Below are 16,737 nucleotides of genomic sequence, written 5' to 3'. Positions count from 1 at the left end.
CTTGCGGCCTGCCGCTCATCGCCTCACTTGACGGCGGTTTTTTCGAACTGCCGCAGCATCGTGTTGCCGCGCTCGACGGCAGCATCCAGCGCCTGCTTGGCGGTCTTCTTGCCGGCCAGCGCCTGCTCGATCTCTTCCGACCAGACGTCACGCAGCTGAACCATGTTGCCGAGACGCAATCCGCGCGAATTCTCGGTCGGCTCCTTGTTGGTCAGCTCGAGCAGCGGGGTCTCGAGATAGGGCTGATCCTTGTAGAAACCTTCTTCCTTCGCCTTGGCGTAGGCCGCCTTGGTGATCGGCAGATAGCCCGAGGCCTTGTGGATGTAGACTTGGCGATCGGTGTCGGAGAGGAAGGTCAGGAACTTCGCGACACCCTTGTATTCGTCGGCCGACTTGCCGCCCATCACCCAGAGCGAAGCGCCGCCGATGATCGAGTTCTGCGGCGCGCCCTTGACGTCCGGATAGTATGGCATCGGCACGGCGGTGAAGTTGAACTTGGCCTGCGCCTTGACGTTGCCGAAGAATGCCGACGAGGTCAGGTAGATCGGGCATTCGCCGGAGGTGAAGCGGCCTTCGCCGGTGTTGGTGCGGCCGGCATAGTCGTAGGTCTTGGTCTTCTGGAGCTCGACCAGGGTTTCGAGATGCTTGACCTGAAGCGGGCCGTTGAACTCCAGCACGGTGTCGAAGCCGTCGAGGCCGTTGGCCTTGCTGGCGAGCGGCACGTTGTGCCAGGCGGAGAGCTGCTCGAGATTGACCCAGGTGACCCAGGAGCCGGAGAAGCCGCAGGTGTCATGACCCGCAGCCTTCAGCTTCTTGGCGGCCTCGAACGTTTCGGGCCAGGTCTTGGGGATCTCGACGTTCGCCTTCTTGAGCTCGTCGAGGTTGACCCACATGACGGTCGACGACGAGTTGAACGGGAACGACAGCATCTCGCCCTTCGAGGTCGAGTAGTAGCCGGTGATGGCGGGCAGATAGATCTTGGGGTCGAACTTCTCGCCGGCCTCGGCCATCAGCTTGTAGACGGGTTTTACGGCGCCGGTCGCGGCCATCATGGTCGCGGTGCCGACTTCGAACACCTGCATGATGTGCGGGGCGTTGCCGGCGCGGAACGCCGCGATGCCGGCGTTCATCGTATCGGGATAGTTGCCCTTGTAGGTCGGGATCACCTTGTAGTCGGTCTGCGAGGCGTTGAAGTCGGTGGCGAGCTTGACGATGACGTCGTTGTTGGCGCCGGTCATCGCGTGCCACCACTGGATTTCGGTCACGGCCAAGGCCGGCGATGCGCCCATGCCGAACGTGATTGCAACTGCGGCAGCCGCCCCAAAGTGTCGAAGAGCCATCAAGTAAACCTCCCTTGGCCGTCAAAAAGAAGCGCTTGCGCTAGCAGCGCCATATGACGTTCACATGACTGTGTAAGCGGGAGAAACGAAAGCAGCAAGCGCGGCCAAAAGGGAAGCCGTCAAATAGGCGAATGCCGAGCGCGCAGCCTCCTCCGTTCGCGGTGCACATGCGTGCCCGCGCCGCAGTGCGGCATTTGCTCGGGTGAGGCGGCGAGGGCGTTTAGCGCTTGCGCTCGGGGCCGCAGACGGTGCCCTGCTCGACCATCGCGTCGATCTCCGATTTGGAGTAGCCGAACTCGCCCAGCACCTCCTGGGAGTGCTGGCTGAATTTCGGCGGCAGGCGCCGCAGGCTCGGCTTGCTGCGATCGAGCCGGATCGGCGAGGCCACGCCCTTGTACCAGTCCTTCTCGATGACATCGCCGCGGGCGATCGTGTGCGCGTTGGTCAAGGCCTGGTCGATCTTCTGCACGGGACCTGCGGGCAGGCCGGCGGCGAGCAGACGATTGCACAGCGGCTCGGCCTCGTGCTGGCTGAACACGGCGGCAAGCTCGGCCCGCAGCGCCTCGCGATTGGCGATGCGATCCTTGTTGCGGGCAAAGCGCGGATCGGTGCCGAGCTCGGGCTTGCCGATCTCCTTGGCGAGCTTGCGGAAGGTGCCGTCATTGCCGACACCGATGAAGATGTCGTCGGTCTTGGTCGGGAAGATCGCGTAAGGCACGAGGTTGGGATGCTCGTTGCCGGTGAGCGACGGCGGCTTGCCGTGCATGAAATAATTCGCGGTGTGCGGATGCATGATGGCAAGGCCGGTCTCATACAGCGTCGTCTCCAGGAACTGGCCCTGGCCCGAGCGCTGCCGCTCCGACAGCGCCATCAGGATGCCGATCGCCGCATAGAGGCCGGTGGTGATGTCGACCAGCGGCACGCCGATCCGCATCGGTCCGCTCTCGGGCGAACCGGTCGCCGCGATCATGCCGGTCATCGCCTGGATGATGGCGTCATAGCCGGGATTGCCGCCGCGCGGACCGTCGGCGCCGAAGCCGCAGATCCGGCAATGCACGAGGCGCGGGAATTTCTTGCTGAGCACATCGTTGCCGATGCCCCATTTCTCCAGCGTGCCCGGCTTGAAATTCTCGATCAGGACGTCGGCGGTCTCCAGCATCTTGAGCAGCACGAGGCGGCCGCCCTCGGAGGCGAGGTCGAGGCCGATCGAGCGCTTGTTACGGTTGATGCCGATGAAATAGGCCGCGTCTTCGTCGTGGAACGGAGGGCCCCAGTCGCGCACCTCGTCGCCGGCGGGCGGCTCGACCTTGATCACGTCGGCGCCGTGGTCGGCGAGGATCTGGGTGCAGTAGGGACCGCCGAGCACGCGCGTGAGATCGATGACGCGCAGTCCGCTCATTGCGCCCAAAACGGCTTCAGTCATGCCTTCGCTTCCCCTGTGTCGATGATTGATCACAGGCCTAGCGAGGTTTTTTTGCGCCAGCAATGGCTTGGTGCGTAGGGGCGTATGCGGTGCCGCCGTGCAATCCCGCAACGTGGCAAAACAACTAGACTAAAGGGAAGCGGCCGGCCCGAGGGGGATCTCGGGCCAGCCAATCCGCCGTTTGATCAGACGACCGTCAGGCGAACGTCGACATTGCCGCGCGTGGCATTGGAGTAGGGGCACACCTGGTGGGCCTTCTCGACCAGCGCCTCAGCTTCCGCCCGGGCAAGGCCCGGCAGCGAGACGGCAAGATCGATGTCGAGACCGAAGCCGCCGGCCGAGCGCTGGCCGATGCCGACGGTGGAGGTGACCGAGGCGTCAGCCGGAACCTTCGGCCCGCCCTGCGAGGCCACGAACTTCATCGCGCCGATGAAGCAGGCGGCATAGCCGGCCGCAAACAGCTGCTCGGGATTGTTGCCGGCGCCGCCTCCGCCGCCGAGCTCCTTCGGGGTGGTGAGCTTGACGTCGAGCGCGCCGTCGAGGGTCGCCGCATGGCCGTCGCGGCCGCCGGTGGCTTTGGCGCTGGTCTTGTACAGGACGTTTACCGACATTTTCGTCTCCTCAGGTCTTCGGGTTGGGGTGGAACCTACATCGCAAACAATTAGATTGCGCGCAATTGAAATCTGCATGCCTCACATTTAATTGTTCGCAATTGAATGTACGGCCGCCCGGTCCCAGAATGGAGGAAACCGCGTGAGATTCTCGATGCCCCGGAAATTATCGGCGCTGGACCCGCAGCGCCTCGACAATCAGATCTGCTTCGCGGTCTATTCGGCCGCGCATGCCTTCAACCGCGTCTACAAGCCGCTGCTCGACCGGCTCGGCCTGACCTATCCGCAATATCTGGTGATGCTGGTGCTGTGGGAGCGTGACGACGTGCCGGTCAAGGACATCGGCGAAAAGCTGTTCCTGGATTCGGGCACGCTGACACCGCTGCTCAAGCGCCTCGAGGCCGCCCACCTCGTTAAGCGCACGCGCTCGCGCGAGGACGAACGTCAGGTGCTGATCGCGCTGACCCCGCAGGGCCATGCCTTGAAGGAAAAAGCGCGCGCCGTGCCGCAATCGATCCTGGCGGCGTCGGATTGCTCGGTGTCGGAGCTGGTCGCGATGAAGGACGAGATCGTCGCGCTGCGGGATCGGTTGAATGCGGTGATCGGGGAGTAGGGGGGCGATCAGAAGTGCTTCTTCGCGAAGGCGCGCCCCGAGCCCGATTTCAGGTATCGCTCGAACGCGACAGCGCGTGCCGCGTCATCAAAGGCGAAATAGGTCCGAATTCTCCAAGGCCCATATTTCGACGTGTGTGGCACCTCGCCGGCGTTATGCTTGGCTAAACGGGCCCGTAGGTCGTCGGTGATGCCGACGTAGAAATGCTCGGAATTGAGACTTTCGAGGATATAGACGTATTTCATTCTGCTTCCTCCCCGGAGGGCAGGATAGCAGCTTGGAACCATCACGGGGCTTCGCTGGTGATCCTCGATGAAGTCCGCCGCCGCCCTTCGGGCTATGGCGGGACAGCCTTCGCTCACTTCGCTACGAGGGACTTCCCGGGCTTGCCCAGCCGAAGCTCGCGAAGCGAGCGAAGGCTGGTGGAGCCAGGCGGGATCGAACCGCCGACCTCTTGCATGCCATGCAAGCGCTCTCCCAGCTGAGCTATGGCCCCTTAGTCTTCCAGTTGGCAGGATCCTGGTGGATCACTCCCGACCGCCGAGCCTGGTGACTCGCGCGGTGCACCCTTTTTCACAGATCAGGGCTGATCTCAAGTCTCTTCATCACCTCCGACATCACCAATGATGTCCGTGACGTCCTCATCGCCCTCTTCGTCGTCGGCGATAAAGGTCGAATCATCGTCGTCATCGTCCTCGATGGTCTCGTCGACCTCGATGTCGTCCTCGGATTCGGGCACCGCGGCCTTGACCTTGCCGGTGTTTTCCTCGGCGTCGGCCTCCTCGAGCGAGACCTCTTCGACTTCTGCCGGCTCCGGCGTGGTGTCGGCAGCCGGCGTGTGGCGAGGTTCGGCGCCGCGAGTCGCGCGGGCCGGCGCCACAGGCGCGATCGGGACGACTTCGCCGGTATAGGGCGAGATCACCGGATTCTTGTTGAGGTCATAGAACTTCTTGCCCGTGGTCGGGCAAATACGTTTGGTTCCGAGTTCGGACTTGGCCACGGCAGGAATCCTGGGAATGTCTGAAAAGCGGTGTTTCACTTGGCTAGTTGGCGGCCCGCTGTCAATAGCGCATTACGGGAGAAAGACATGCCCGTGACGGCGGGCAGACCTTGTGGTACCTGCCCCGCGAGCCCCGCAGGGACGTTTCGGGCCTATCCAAGGACACAAACTTGACTGATTCCGACAAGCCGACGCCGCTTCAGTCGCGCGCAAGCGGTCCCCTGACCGGGAAAGTACGGGTCCCCGGGGACAAGTCGATCTCCCACCGCGCCCTCATCCTGGGCGCGCTCGCGGTCGGCGAGACCCGGATTTCGGGCTTGCTCGAGGGCGAGGACGTCCTCAACACCGCCAAATCCATGCAGGCGCTGGGCGCCAGGGTCGAGCGCACCGGCGATTTCGCCTGGAAGGTGAACGGCGTCGGCGTCGCCGGCTTTGCCGAGCCCAGGGCGCCGCTTGATTTCGGCAACTCCGGCACCGGCTGCCGGCTCGTCATGGGCGCCGTCGCCGGCTGCCCGATTTCGGCGGTTTTCGACGGCGATGCCTCTCTGCGCAGCCGCCCCATGCGCCGGATCCTCGATCCGCTCGAGAAGATGGGCGCCAAAGTGGTGTCCGGCGGCGAGGGCGGACGTCTGCCGCTGACCGTCCAGGGCGCGCGCGATCCGCTGCCGATCACCTACAAGACCCCGATCGCCTCGGCCCAGATCAAATCGGCCGTGCTGCTGGCGGGCCTGGCCGCGCCCGGCACCACGACGGTGATCGAGACCGAGGCCAGCCGCGACCATACCGAGCTGATGCTGAAGCACTTTGGCGCCGACATTACCTCCGCGCAGGAGGGTCAGCACGGCCGCCGCATCACGCTCATTGGCCAGCCCGAGCTGCATGGCGCCACCGTCGTGGTGCCCGCCGATCCCTCCTCTGCGGCCTTCCCAATCGTCGCGGCGCTGATCGTCGAAGGCTCCGATGTCGTCCTGTCCGACGTGATGACCAATCCGCTGCGTACCGGCCTGTTCACCACGCTGCGCGAAATGGGCGCCTCGATCGAGGAAAGCCAAGTCCGCGGCGATGCCGGCGAGCCGATGGCGCAGCTGCGCGTGCGCGCGTCGAAACTGCGCGGCGTCGAGGTGCCGCCGGAGCGCGCACCCTCGATGATCGACGAATATCTCGTGCTGGCGGTGGCGGCTTCCTTCGCCGAGGGCACGACGATCATGCGCGGCCTCCAGGAGCTGCGCGTCAAGGAATCCGATCGGCTTGAGGCCACCGCCGACATGCTCCGCGTCAACGGCGTGAAGGTGGAGGTTTCCGGCGACGATCTGATCGTCGAGGGCCGCGGCCACGTTCCGGGCGGCGGCACTGTCGCCACGCACATGGATCATCGCATCGCGATGTCCGCGCTGGTGATGGGCTGCGCCTCCGACCAGCCCGTGACCGTCGACGACACCGCCTTCATCGCCACCAGTTTCCCGGACTTCATCCCGATGATGCGTTCGCTTGGGGCCGAGTTTTCATGATCATCGCCATCGACGGGCCCGCGGCCTCGGGCAAGGGGACGCTCGGCAAGCGCCTCGCCCACCATTACGGCTATCGTCATCTCGATACCGGCGTCATTTATCGCGCGGTGGCCTACGCCGTGGTGGAATCCGGTCATGATCTCCGGGACGAGGCGGCTGCGGTGCAGGCTGCGCTGGAGCTTGATCCCGAAAAGTTCGGCAATCCCGCCCTGAAGACCCAGGAGGCCGGCGAGGGCGCCTCGATCGTCTCGGCGATCCCCAGGGTTCGCGAGGTCCTGCTCAATTTCCAGCGGCAATTCGCCGCCGATCCGCCCGGCGCCGTGCTCGACGGCCGGGACATTGGAACCGTGATCTGCCCCCATGCCGACGTGAAGATCTTCGTCGTGGCCGACCCCAGGGTCCGCGCCCACCGCAGGACCATGGAGGCCAAGGCGAGGGGCGAGGAGGCGGACGAGGCGGCGGTGCTCGCTGACATCATCCGGCGCGACGAGCGCGACAAGAACCGGCCGATTGCGCCCTTGAAACCGGCCCCGGATGCTTACTTGCTAGATAACTCCCAACTGGATATAGAAGGCGGCGTCCGGGCCGCCATCGACATTATCGAGGCCGTCCGAGCGGGCCGGTCGCGGGGTTAAGCCGCCGCCGTCATTGGAGGAAGCGCCCGCTCCCGCTCTTTGAGGTCGATAACCCCGGTCCCCTGTTTGGGCCCGGCGCGATCCAGGCTCCGGACCAAGATTTCCACGTATCGAACGCGCGGGCCTCAGCCGGCCCGCCTCCGCTGTTCCGCCTCCATGCCGGAGCAACGAGCGGTCGCTCGAAGGTCTTGCGGACCTTCCGACACTGCGTGTGCGATGCGCCCATGAACCCAACGGCCGGCACGACATCCGCAACTGGAGAACAAATGGCTTCGATTTCTGCTGATACCTATAGCCCGTCGCGCGACGATTTCGCCGCGATGCTCGACGAGTCCTTCGCAGGTGGCAACCTGCAGGAGAGCTCCGTCGTCAAGGGCAAGGTGGTTGCAATTGAAAAAGACATGGCCGTCATCGACGTCGGCCTGAAGACCGAGGGCCGCGTTGCCCTGCGCGAATTTTCCGGCCCCGGCCGTGAGAGCGAGATCAAGGTCGGCGACGAGGTCGAAGTGTTCCTCGATCGCATCGAGAACGCCCTCGGCGAAGCCGTGTTGTCGCGCGACAAGGCGCGCCGCGAAGAGAGCTGGGGCAAGCTCGAGAAGGCCTTCCAGAACAACGAGAAGGTCAACGGCGTCATCTTCAACCAGGTCAAGGGCGGCTTCACCGTCGACCTCGACGGTGCCGTGGCCTTCCTGCCGCGCTCGCAGGTCGACATCCGTCCGATCCGCGACGTTGCGCCGCTGATGAACAACTCGCAGCCGTTCCAGATCCTCAAGATGGATCGCCGCCGCGGCAACATCGTCGTCTCCCGCCGCACGGTGCTGGAAGAGACCCGCGCCGAGCAGCGTCAGGAGCTGGTGCAGAACCTCGAAGAGGGTCAGGTCATCGACGGCGTGGTCAAGAACATCACCGATTACGGTGCGTTCGTTGATCTCGGCGGTATCGACGGTCTGCTGCACGTCACCGACATCGCGTGGCGCCGCGTCAACCACCCGACCGAGGTGCTCTCGATCGGCCAGACCGTGAAGGTCAAGATCATCAAGATCAACCACGAGACGCACCGCATCTCGCTGGGCATGAAGCAGCTGCTGGACGATCCGTGGCAGGGCATCGAAGCCAAGTACCCGCTGGGTGCCCGCTTCACCGGCCGCGTCACCAACATCACCGACTACGGTGCGTTCGTCGAGCTCGAGCCGGGCATCGAAGGCCTGATCCACGTCTCCGAGATGTCGTGGACCAAGAAGAACATGCACCCCGGCAAGATCGTTTCGACCTCGCAGGAAGTCGAAGTGCAGGTGCTGGAAGTCGATTCCGTCAAGCGCCGCATCTCGCTCGGCCTCAAGCAGACCATGCGCAACCCGTGGGAGGTCTTCGTCGAAGGTCACCCGACCGGTTCGGTGGTCGAGGGCGAAGTCAAGAACAAGACCGAGTTCGGTCTGTTCCTGGGCCTCGAGGGCGACGTCGACGGCATGGTCCATCTCTCCGACCTCGACTGGAAGCTTCCGGGCGAGCAGGTGATCGACAACTACAAGAAGGGCGACGTGGTGAAAGCCGTGGTGCTCGATGTGGACGTCGAGAAGGAGCGTATCTCGCTCGGCATCAAGCAGCTCGAAGGCGACCCCTTCGCCGAGCCGGGCGATGTCAAGAAGGGCGCGGTCGTGACCTGCGAAGTGCTCGAAGTGAAGGAAAGCGGCATCGAGGTGAAGATCACCGGTACCGACTTCTCGACCTTCATCAAGCGTTCGGAGCTCGCCCGTGACCGCAACGACCAGCGCGCCGAGCGCTTCGCCGTCGGCGAGAAGGTCGATGCCCGCGTGATCCAGTTCGACAAGAAGGCCCGCAAGGTCCAGGTGTCGATCAAGGCGCTCGAAGTCGCCGAAGAGAAGGAAGCCATCGCGCAGTACGGCTCCTCCGATTCGGGGGCGACGCTCGGTGACATTCTCGGCACCGCGCTCAAGAACCGCGACAAGTAAGCGAAACACCCGTTTCGCAACCATCAAAGCCCCGGCGCGAGCCGGGGCTTTTTTGTTGCGGCGGCATACCCAATTGTCATCCCGCGGCGCGCGACTTGTCCGCCGTAGCTCGAAGAGCGAAGGCGGAAGCGCGAGCCCGGGACCCATAACCACAGGATCGAGTTTGGCGAAGACTCGTGGTTGCCAACTCGCGCGACAACTTCTCCCTGGGGTTATGGATCCCCGCGCCCGTGCGCAATTGCGCACTAGGCGGGGATGACATCTGAGTGCTTGGCTACCATCCGGCCTCACGCAGCCTTGTTTTCTTCAAATTACGCCGCAATTGATGTATCCAGATAAGCCAATGGTCACGCTGTGACGGCACAACGCGCCCAGCCTTTCATTTGGAGATATTCCGATGTCGCTCGATTCGGACATCATCGTCGATCGCCGCAGGATTCGTCGCAAGCTGACGTTCTGGCGCGTGATGGCTGCGCTGATCGCGATCGCGGCGATCGCGGGCGTCGCGCTGATCGCAACACCCGGTGCGCGCGGCACGTTCGCATCCGCCGGCTCGATCGCGCGGGTCCAGATCGATGGCCTGATCCGCAGCGACTCCGATCGCACCCAGGCGCTGGAGCGACTGGAGAACTCGCAGGCCGCCGCCGTCATCATTCACATCAACTCGCCGGGTGGCACCACCGCCGGCTCCGAGCAGCTTTATGACTCGCTTGTGAGGCTGAAGGCGAAGAAGCCGCTGGTCGTCGTGGTCGAAGGCCTCGCCGCGTCCGGCGGTTACATCACGGCGATTGCGAGCGACCACATCATTGCCCAGCAGAGCTCGCTGGTCGGTTCGATCGGCGTGCTGTTCCAGTTTCCCAACGTCACGGAGCTGCTGAAGACCGTCGGTGTGAAGGTCGAGGAGGTCAAATCCTCGCCGCTGAAGGCCGCGCCGAACGGTTTTGAGCCGACCAGCCCCGAGGCACGCGCCGCGCTCGATGCGCTGGTGAAGGATTCCTATGCCTGGTTCAAGGGATTGGTGAAGGAGCGGCGTGGCATGGATGACACGCAGCTCGAAAAAGTCGCCGATGGCCGCGTCTTCACCGGACGCCAGGCGATCGATCTCAAGCTGATCGATCAGCTCGGCGACGAGAAGACCGCCGTGACCTGGCTGGTCGAGCAGAAGGGCGTCAAGAAGGGCCTCACCGTCCGCGATTACAAGCTCCAGCCCCGCTTTGGCGATCTGCCGTTCCTTAAAACGGCTGCTGTCGTCACGCTGGAAGCGCTTGGTTTAGGCTCGATTGCGCATCAGATCGGGCAAACCGGCGTCGCGCAGGCCGTCGATCGGCTCGGAATGGATGGAATGCTGGCCCTGTGGCAGCCGGCTGCGTCAAATTGATGGAACCGGGCGAGCTTCAGAGGCTTTTCCCGTCTGGCGGGTGGCGGGGCAGCCCGCTTTTTCGGCATTTGTCACGCATTTTCCCGACGCTCAACCTTCATTTAGCGTCTTGACAGATCACAGTATTTTCACGGAAATGGTCATCCGCACGCTTCCGGGTCCTATCTCTCGATGATCAAATCCGAACTTGTTCAGCGTATCGCCGAGCACAACCCGCATCTGTACCAGCGGGATGTCGAGAACATTGTGAATGCGATTCTCGAAGAGATCGTAGCGGCTCTCGCGCGCGGTGATCGCGTCGAGTTGCGCGGCTTCGGTGCCTTCTCGGTCAAGCATCGCCCTGCGCGCGCAGGGCGCAATCCGCGCACCGGCGCCCATGTACCCGTCGATCAGAAGAGCGTTCCGTTCTTCAAGACCGGCAAGGAAATGCGCGAACGGCTGAACCGCGACCATCCGGATCCAGGCGCGCCAGACTGAGACCGGCGTCAGGGTTTTCCGCGGTCGCGAGCGATGCGGCCGGAAGCTTGATTCAAGGCGAGCGAAGCGAGATGCGAAAGTTCCTGACCGCGCTGATCGTGATTCCGTTGGGCCTGATCCTGGTGACCTTTGCCGTCGCCAACCGGCATTTCGTCACGGTCTCATTCGATCCCTTCATTACGAACGACCCGTCATTCTCGGTGACGTTGCCGCTGTTCCTGCTCCTCATCCTGGTGGCGGCCCTCGGGGTCCTCGCGGGCGGCTGCGCTGTCTGGTTCGGCCAGCGGCGCTGGCGCCGCGCGGCGCGCCGGAATGATGCGGAGGCACGGGCTGCCAGGACCCAATTGGCCGATCTGCGGGCCCAGGCAGCCGCAGCGAAGCCCCAGCCCCAGCGCCTCCCCGTTCCCTCCGGGGTTGGCCTTTACGGGCCCATCGGGCGAGACAAGCAGCGCGCGACGTTGTAGAAGCGGCCGCAACCGAAAACTCGGTTTTCCGGCCGCAGACCCTCGGCCTTCACCTGCTTTGAGACCATGTCCCTGCTCGTCAAAATCTGCGGCCTGTCCACGGGCGAGACGCTCGAAACAGCGCTCAACGCCGGCGCCGACATGGTGGGGTTCGTGTTCTTTCCGCCGTCGCCGCGGCACGTCTCTCTGGAGCTTGGCCGCGACCTCGGCCGCCAGGTGAAGCGGCGCGCGCTCAAGGTCGCGCTCACGGTCGATGCCGATGACGCCACGCTCGACAACATCATGGACGCGCTGTCGCCGGATATCCTTCAGCTCCACGGCAAGGAGAGCGTCGCGCGCCTGCGCGACATCAAGCAGCGGTTCGGCCGTCCGGTGATGAAAGCGGTGCCGGTCGCAACCGCCGCCGATCTCGCCGTGCTGCCTGGCTACGCAGAGGTTGCCGATCGCATCCTGTTCGACGCGCGGGCGCCAAAGGACGCGACACGTCCCGGCGGCCTCGGCGCCGCCTTCGATTGGCATCTGCTCGAAAACCTGGAACTCAAGCTGCCGTATATGGTCTCGGGCGGACTTGATGCCCACAACGTCGCCGAGGCTCTTCGGGTCACGCGCGCCGGCGGCGTCGACGTCTCCTCCGGTGTCGAGAGCGCCTCCGGCGTCAAGGATCCCGAGCTGATCAAGGCCTTCATTCGCGCCGCGCGCGCCACCCAAGATGCAAGTCAAGAGTTGAGCGTTCGATGAACATCGCCAAACCAAATTCCTACCGCAGCGGTCCCGACGAGCGCGGGCACTTCGGCATTTTCGGCGGCCGCTTCGTCGCCGAAACCCTGATGCCGCTGATCCTCGATCTGGAAAAGGCCTACACCGCGGCCAAGGCCGATCCGGCCTTCCAGGCCGAGATGAACGGCTATCTCAAGAACTATGTCGGCCGGCCTTCGCCGCTCTATTTCGCCGAGCGCCTCACCGAGCATCTCGGCGGCGCCAAGATCTACCTCAAGCGCGAGGAGCTCAACCACACCGGTTCGCACAAGGTGAACAACGTGCTCGGCCAGATCATGCTGGCACGGCGCATGGGCAAGAAGCGCATCATCGCCGAGACCGGCGCCGGCCAGCACGGCGTTGCCACCGCGACGCTGTGCGCGCGCTTCGGCCTCGAATGCGTGGTCTATATGGGCGCCGTCGACGTCGAACGGCAGCAGCCCAACGTCATCCGCATGGAGATGCTGGGCGCAACGGTGGTCCCGGTGCAGTCGGGCACGCGCACGCTGAAGGACGCCATGAACGAGGCGCTGCGCGACTGGGTCACCAACGTGCACAACACGTTCTATTGCATCGGCACGGTGGCGGGCCCGCATCCCTATCCGACGCTGGTGCGCGACTTCCAGTCGATCATCGGCAACGAGACCAAGACGCAGATGCAGGAGGTCGAGGGACGCCTGCCGGATTCGCTGGTCGCCTGCATCGGCGGCGGCTCGAACGCGATGGGCCTGTTTCATCCGTTCCTCGACGATCCCTCCGTCGAAATCTTTGGCGTCGAAGCCGCCGGCCATGGGCTCACGCAACTGCATGCGGCCTCGATCGCAGGCGGCCGTCCCGGCGTGCTGCACGGCAACCGCACCTATCTCTTGATGGATGCGGACGGCCAGATCCAGGACGCGCATTCGATCTCCGCCGGCCTCGACTATCCCGGCATCGGCCCCGAGCATTCCTGGCTGCATGAGATCGGCCGCGTCAACTATCTCTCCGCGACTGATGACGAGGCACTCGCAGCGTTCCAGCTGCTGTCGCGGCTCGAAGGCATCATCCCCGCGCTCGAACCGGCGCATGCCATCGCCAAGGTGATGGAGCTCGCGCCGAAGCGGCCGAGAGATCACCTGATGGTCGTCAATCTCTCCGGCCGCGGCGACAAGGACGTCCCGCAGGTCGGCGACATCCTGAGGGGCAAGAGCAAGTGACCACGCGTATCGACACCCGTTTCGCCGAGCTGAAGAAAGCGGGCCGCTCGGCCTTCGTCACCTATGTGATGGCCGGCGATCCCGATCTCTCGACGTCGCTCAATATCGTCAAGGCGCTGCCCAAGGCAGGCGCCGACGTCATCGAACTCGGCATTCCCTTCACCGATCCGATGGCCGATGGTCCCTCGATTCAGGCGGCAGGTCTGCGCGCGCTCAAGAACGGCATGACCTTGAAGAAGACGCTGGAACTGGTGCGCGACTTCCGCAAGGACGACAACGTCACGCCGCTGGTGCTGATGGGCTATTACAATCCGATCTACATTTACGGTGTCGACAAGTTTTTGGCCGATGCCAAGACGGCCGGCGTTGACGGCCTGATCATCGTCGATTTGCCGCCGGAGGAAGACGACGAGCTCTGCATTCCCGCGCTGAAGGCGGGCCTGAACTTCATTCGCCTCGCGACCCCGACCACCGACGACAAGCGCCTGCCCGCGGTGCTCGCGAACACATCAGGCTTTGTCTACTACGTCTCTATCGCCGGCATCACCGGTGCCGCGGCGGCGGATGCGAATGCCGTCGGTGAAGCTGTCGCGCGCATCAAGCGGCATACCAAGCTGCCGATCTGCGTTGGTTTTGGCATCCGCACGCCAGAGGCGGCGCGCGCCATTGCCGAGAAGGCCGATGGTTCGGTGGTCGGCACGGCACTGGTCGATGCACTCAAGAACAGCCTCGATGCCGAGGGTCGCGCGACCGCCAAAACCGTTAACGCCGTGGCCGAGCTGACGGCGGCCCTGGCCCAGGGTGTCAAGGGCGCGAAAGCTGCGGCCGAATAGGCCATAATTCCGCTTTGGGGGCGGGCGAACACGGCGGCTTGCCGGGCAGAGGCCCGGCCGCCATATATCCTTCAGGCGGCCCTTCCGCGGGGCGCGCACATCGGAGCAAACCATGAACTGGCTTACCAATGTGGTTCGGCCGAAGATCCGCAACATGCTGCGGCGGGAGACGCCGGAGAATCTGTGGATCAAGTGCCCGGATTCCGGACAGCTCGTGTTCTACAAGGACGTCGAGGCCAACCAGTTCGTCATCCCCGGCTCGAACTACCACATGCGCATGGGTGCGGTGGCGCGTCTGAAGTCGATCTTCGACAACGAGACCTGGTACGACGTCGCGCTGCCCGACGTCACGCCCGATCCGCTCAAGTTCCGTGACGAGAAAAAGTATGTCGACCGCATCAAGGATGCGCGCGCTCGCACCAATCTGAACGATGCGATCAAGGTCGGCTACGGCAAGCTCGAAGGCGCCGCCGTCGTCGTCGCCGTGCAGGATTTCGATTTCATGGGCGGCTCGCTCGGCATGGCCGCAGGCGAAGCCATCGTGCGCGGGCTGGAGCTCGCGGTCGAGAAGAAGTCGCCCTTCATCGTGTTCGCCGCGTCCGGCGGCGCGCGCATGCAGGAAGGCATCCTGTCGCTGATGCAGATGCCGCGCACCACGGTCGCGGTGCAGATGCTGCGCGAGGCGAAACAGCCCTACATCGTCGTGCTGACCAACCCGACCACTGGCGGCGTCACCGCGTCCTACGCGATGTTGGGTGACGTCCAGATCGCCGAGCCCGGCGCGCTGATCGGTTTCGCCGGCGCGCGCGTGATCGAGCAGACCATCCGCGAGAAATTGCCGGAAGGCTTCCAGCGCGCCGAATATCTGAAGGATCACGGCATGGTCGACATGGTCGTGCATCGTCACGAACTGCGCCCGACCCTGGCGCGGCTGTGCCGCCTGCTGACCAGGGCGCCGGCGCAGGAAGGCGCATCGAAATCAGTGCAGCCGGTCGTCAGTCCGGCGCAGATCGTCTCGGCCGCCGAGACGGCGCCGGCCGCGCCGCACGCGTGAACGCGTACTCTGACAGCGCAAAGCCGCCGCTCGGTGAATTGATCGGGCGGCTGTCGGCCCTGCATCAGAAGCGCATCGATCTCGGGCTGGAGCGGATGCACCGCCTGCTCGAGCGGCTCGGCCATCCCGAAAACAAGCTGCCGCCGGTGATCCACATCGCCGGCACCAACGGCAAGGGCTCGACGCTCGCTTATCTGCGCGCGACGCTGGAGGCCGCCGGCCTGCGTGTCCACGCCTACACCTCGCCCTATCTCGTCCGCATCAACGAATGCTTCCGGCTCGGCCGCGTCGGCGGCGGGGTGCTCGTCGGCGACGATGAATTGCGCGCGGCTCTGGAAGAGGTCGAGCGGGTCAATGCCGGCGAAGCCGCGACCGTGTTCGAGCTGAAGACCGCGGCTGCCTTCCATCTGTTCGCGCAGAACCCTGCCGATGTCGTGCTGCTCGAGGTCGGCCTCGGCGGCCGGCTTGATTCGACCAATGTGATCGACACGCCGGCGGCCTGCGTGATCACGCCGATCAGCATGGATCATATGGATTTCCTCGGCGATACGCTGACCTCCATCGCCGGCGAGAAGGCCGCGATCATCAAGCGCGGCGTGCCCGTGATTTGCGCCGAGCAGACGGGCGAGGCGATGGCCGTGATCGAGGCGCAGGCCAGGCGCATGCGCGCGCCGCTGCTTGCCGCGGGCGAGAGCTGGCACGTCAATGTCGAGCACGGGCGCCTGGTCTATTCCGACGATCGCGGCCTGATGGATCTGGCGGCGCCGCGCCTGTTCGGCCGTCACCAGTTCGACAATGCCGGCCTTGCGATCGCGACGCTGCGCGCGATTCCGGCTTTCAAGGTCAACCAGGCGGCCTTCGAGGCGGGCATCGTCGGCGCTGAATGGCCGGCGCGGATGCAGCGCATCACCTCGGGCGAGCTGCTCGCGCTCGGACCGCAGGGCTCGGAGATCTGGCTCGACGGCGGCCACAATGCCGAAGGCGGGCGCGTTGCAGCAGCCGCGCTCGGCGATCTCGAAGAGCGGGTGTCGCGGCCGCTGGTCGTGATCGCGGGCATGATGGCCAACAAGGACGCGCAAGGTTTTCTCGCCAATTTCGCCGGCCTGACCCGTCACATCATCGCGGTGCCGATCCCCGACACCGAAAATGCAATGCCGGTCGACCGCCTCGCGGATGCCGCGCGCAGCCTCGGCATGCGCGTCGAGACCGCGCCCGGGATCGAAGCCGCGCTGCGCGGCTTGGCGAAGCTCGCCTACGAAGTGCCGCCGCGCATCCTGATCACCGGCTCGCTTTATCTTGCCGGCCACGTGCTGGGCATCAACGGCACGCCTCCTGCATAGTCTCTTGTCCCGGACGCGCTGCAACGCGTAAGCGTTGCTGCGCAGAGCCGGGACCCAGAGGCCACATGGGCCCCGGCTCTGCAGCGCACCGCACTCGACGATGCTTCGCATCGCGAGGGAAGCGCTGCGCTGCGTCCGG

The 16,737-nt window shown here is 64.6% G+C and carries 17 protein-coding genes and 1 tRNA gene; 12 read left to right on the top strand and 6 right to left on the bottom strand.

Annotated features, from left to right (window positions below; translation table 11 throughout):
- Positions 1–23 precede the first annotated feature (23 nt).
- The 3 genes from ugpB to AB7G19_RS00530 all read right to left on the bottom strand — a co-directional run bounded on the left by ugpB (position 24) and on the right by AB7G19_RS00530 (position 3,374).
- Positions 24–1,340 (bottom strand): sn-glycerol-3-phosphate ABC transporter substrate-binding protein UgpB, encoded by a 1,317-nt coding sequence (gene ugpB / locus AB7G19_RS00540; RefSeq protein WP_085405016.1) that lies wholly within the window; start codon positions 1,338–1,340, stop codon positions 24–26.
- 220 nt (positions 1,341–1,560) lie between these two features.
- On the bottom strand, positions 1,561–2,763 hold the full coding sequence (locus tag AB7G19_RS00535) for a CaiB/BaiF CoA transferase family protein (RefSeq protein WP_085405017.1): 1,203 nt from the start codon (positions 2,761–2,763) through the stop codon (positions 1,561–1,563).
- 185 nt (positions 2,764–2,948) lie between these two features.
- A complete protein-coding gene (locus AB7G19_RS00530; RefSeq protein ID WP_085405018.1) occupies positions 2,949–3,374 on the bottom strand; it encodes an organic hydroperoxide resistance protein in 426 nt (141 codons plus the stop codon).
- 154 nt (positions 3,375–3,528) lie between these two features.
- Between AB7G19_RS00530 and AB7G19_RS00525 the strand changes: the two genes are divergently transcribed.
- A complete protein-coding gene (locus tag AB7G19_RS00525; RefSeq protein WP_014490915.1) occupies positions 3,529–3,987 on the top strand; it encodes a MarR family winged helix-turn-helix transcriptional regulator in 459 nt (152 codons plus the stop codon).
- 8 nt (positions 3,988–3,995) lie between these two features.
- On the opposite strand, the gene AB7G19_RS00520 is transcribed toward AB7G19_RS00525, so the two are convergent.
- The 3 genes from AB7G19_RS00520 to AB7G19_RS00510 all read right to left on the bottom strand — a co-directional run bounded on the left by AB7G19_RS00520 (position 3,996) and on the right by AB7G19_RS00510 (position 4,987).
- Positions 3,996–4,232 carry a GIY-YIG nuclease family protein gene (locus AB7G19_RS00520; RefSeq protein WP_161495934.1) on the bottom strand — a complete coding sequence of 79 codons (237 nt, stop codon included), beginning with the start codon at positions 4,230–4,232 and terminating at the stop codon, positions 3,996–3,998.
- 175 nt (positions 4,233–4,407) lie between these two features.
- A tRNA-Ala gene (locus AB7G19_RS00515) sits at positions 4,408–4,483 on the bottom strand.
- Positions 4,484–4,579: 96 nt separating this feature from the next.
- Positions 4,580–4,987, bottom strand: a complete 408-nt coding sequence (locus AB7G19_RS00510) for a TIGR02300 family protein (protein ID WP_063980175.1) — start codon at positions 4,985–4,987, stop codon at positions 4,580–4,582.
- 170 nt (positions 4,988–5,157) lie between these two features.
- Between AB7G19_RS00510 and aroA the strand changes: the two genes are divergently transcribed.
- The 11 genes from aroA (at position 5,158) to AB7G19_RS00455 (ending at position 16,598) form a co-directional block, all read left to right on the top strand.
- Positions 5,158–6,495 carry a 3-phosphoshikimate 1-carboxyvinyltransferase gene (aroA, locus tag AB7G19_RS00505; RefSeq protein WP_441267664.1) on the top strand — a complete coding sequence of 446 codons (1,338 nt, stop codon included), beginning with the start codon at positions 5,158–5,160 and terminating at the stop codon, positions 6,493–6,495.
- Complete coding sequence (gene cmk, locus AB7G19_RS00500) at positions 6,492–7,130, top strand: (d)CMP kinase (protein WP_063980173.1); 639 nt, start codon at positions 6,492–6,494, stop codon at positions 7,128–7,130. Before aroA ends, cmk begins: the two co-directional genes overlap by 4 nt.
- 266 nt (positions 7,131–7,396) lie before the next feature.
- Complete coding sequence (rpsA, locus tag AB7G19_RS00495) at positions 7,397–9,100, top strand: 30S ribosomal protein S1 (protein ID WP_063980172.1); 1,704 nt, start codon at positions 7,397–7,399, stop codon at positions 9,098–9,100.
- A 397-nt stretch (positions 9,101–9,497) separates the two neighbouring features.
- Positions 9,498–10,478, top strand: a complete 981-nt coding sequence (gene sppA / locus AB7G19_RS00490; RefSeq protein ID WP_085405021.1) for a signal peptide peptidase SppA — start codon at positions 9,498–9,500, stop codon at positions 10,476–10,478.
- 171 nt (positions 10,479–10,649) lie between these two features.
- Positions 10,650–10,955 carry an integration host factor subunit beta gene (locus AB7G19_RS00485; RefSeq protein WP_007598410.1) on the top strand — a complete coding sequence of 102 codons (306 nt, stop codon included), beginning with the start codon at positions 10,650–10,652 and terminating at the stop codon, positions 10,953–10,955.
- A gap of 71 nt (positions 10,956–11,026) precedes the next feature.
- Positions 11,027–11,419 (top strand): lipopolysaccharide assembly protein LapA domain-containing protein, encoded by a 393-nt coding sequence (locus AB7G19_RS00480; RefSeq protein WP_085405022.1) that lies wholly within the window; start codon positions 11,027–11,029, stop codon positions 11,417–11,419.
- A 66-nt stretch (positions 11,420–11,485) separates the two neighbouring features.
- A complete protein-coding gene (locus AB7G19_RS00475; RefSeq protein ID WP_085405023.1) occupies positions 11,486–12,157 on the top strand; it encodes a phosphoribosylanthranilate isomerase in 672 nt (223 codons plus the stop codon).
- Positions 12,154–13,371, top strand: coding sequence for a tryptophan synthase subunit beta (gene trpB / locus AB7G19_RS00470; protein ID WP_028149800.1), 1,218 nt, complete (start codon positions 12,154–12,156; stop codon positions 13,369–13,371). Before AB7G19_RS00475 ends, trpB begins: the two co-directional genes overlap by 4 nt.
- On the top strand, positions 13,368–14,204 hold the full coding sequence (trpA, locus tag AB7G19_RS00465; protein ID WP_085405024.1) for a tryptophan synthase subunit alpha: 837 nt from the start codon (positions 13,368–13,370) through the stop codon (positions 14,202–14,204). The genes trpB and trpA overlap by 4 nt, the downstream gene beginning before the upstream one ends.
- 112 nt (positions 14,205–14,316) lie before the next feature.
- Positions 14,317–15,258 (top strand): acetyl-CoA carboxylase, carboxyltransferase subunit beta, encoded by a 942-nt coding sequence (accD, locus tag AB7G19_RS00460; protein WP_063980168.1) that lies wholly within the window; start codon positions 14,317–14,319, stop codon positions 15,256–15,258.
- Entirely contained in the window at positions 15,255–16,598 is a 1,344-nt protein-coding gene (locus AB7G19_RS00455; protein WP_085405025.1) for a bifunctional folylpolyglutamate synthase/dihydrofolate synthase, read from the top strand. The genes accD and AB7G19_RS00455 overlap by 4 nt, the downstream gene beginning before the upstream one ends.
- Positions 16,599–16,737: the final 139 nt, after the last annotated feature.

The sequence above is a fragment of the Bradyrhizobium sp. 215_C5_N1_1 genome, from assembly GCF_052075935.1.
Lineage (GTDB): Bacteria > Pseudomonadota > Alphaproteobacteria > Rhizobiales > Xanthobacteraceae > Bradyrhizobium > Bradyrhizobium barranii.
The sequence above is the reverse complement of the archived record's forward strand: the minus strand, read 5'-3'. Positions and strand labels throughout refer to the sequence as shown.

Bases quoted from the DNA above. Each gene is read 5' to 3' on its own strand.
- AB7G19_RS00480 (WP_085405022.1), top strand. From the start codon at position 11,027: ATGCGAAAGTTCCTGACCGCGCTGATCGTGATTCCGTTGGGCCTGATC.
- cmk (WP_063980173.1), top strand. From the start codon at position 6,492: ATGATCATCGCCATCGACGGGCCCGCGGCCTCGGGCAAGGGGACGCTC.
- rpsA (WP_063980172.1), top strand. From the start codon at position 7,397: ATGGCTTCGATTTCTGCTGATACCTATAGCCCGTCGCGCGACGATTTC.
- AB7G19_RS00530 (WP_085405018.1), bottom strand. From the start codon at position 3,374: ATGTCGGTAAACGTCCTGTACAAGACCAGCGCCAAAGCCACCGGCGGC.
- AB7G19_RS00525 (WP_014490915.1), top strand. From the start codon at position 3,529: ATGCCCCGGAAATTATCGGCGCTGGACCCGCAGCGCCTCGACAATCAG.
- AB7G19_RS00520 (WP_161495934.1), bottom strand. From the start codon at position 4,232: ATGAAATACGTCTATATCCTCGAAAGTCTCAATTCCGAGCATTTCTAC.
- trpB (WP_028149800.1), top strand. From the start codon at position 12,154: ATGAACATCGCCAAACCAAATTCCTACCGCAGCGGTCCCGACGAGCGC.
- AB7G19_RS00535 (WP_085405017.1), bottom strand. From the start codon at position 2,763: ATGACTGAAGCCGTTTTGGGCGCAATGAGCGGACTGCGCGTCATCGAT.
- sppA (WP_085405021.1), top strand. From the start codon at position 9,498: ATGTCGCTCGATTCGGACATCATCGTCGATCGCCGCAGGATTCGTCGC.
- AB7G19_RS00475 (WP_085405023.1), top strand. From the start codon at position 11,486: ATGTCCCTGCTCGTCAAAATCTGCGGCCTGTCCACGGGCGAGACGCTC.
- AB7G19_RS00485 (WP_007598410.1), top strand. From the start codon at position 10,650: ATGATCAAATCCGAACTTGTTCAGCGTATCGCCGAGCACAACCCGCAT.
- ugpB (WP_085405016.1), bottom strand. From the start codon at position 1,340: ATGGCTCTTCGACACTTTGGGGCGGCTGCCGCAGTTGCAATCACGTTC.
- accD (WP_063980168.1), top strand. From the start codon at position 14,317: ATGAACTGGCTTACCAATGTGGTTCGGCCGAAGATCCGCAACATGCTG.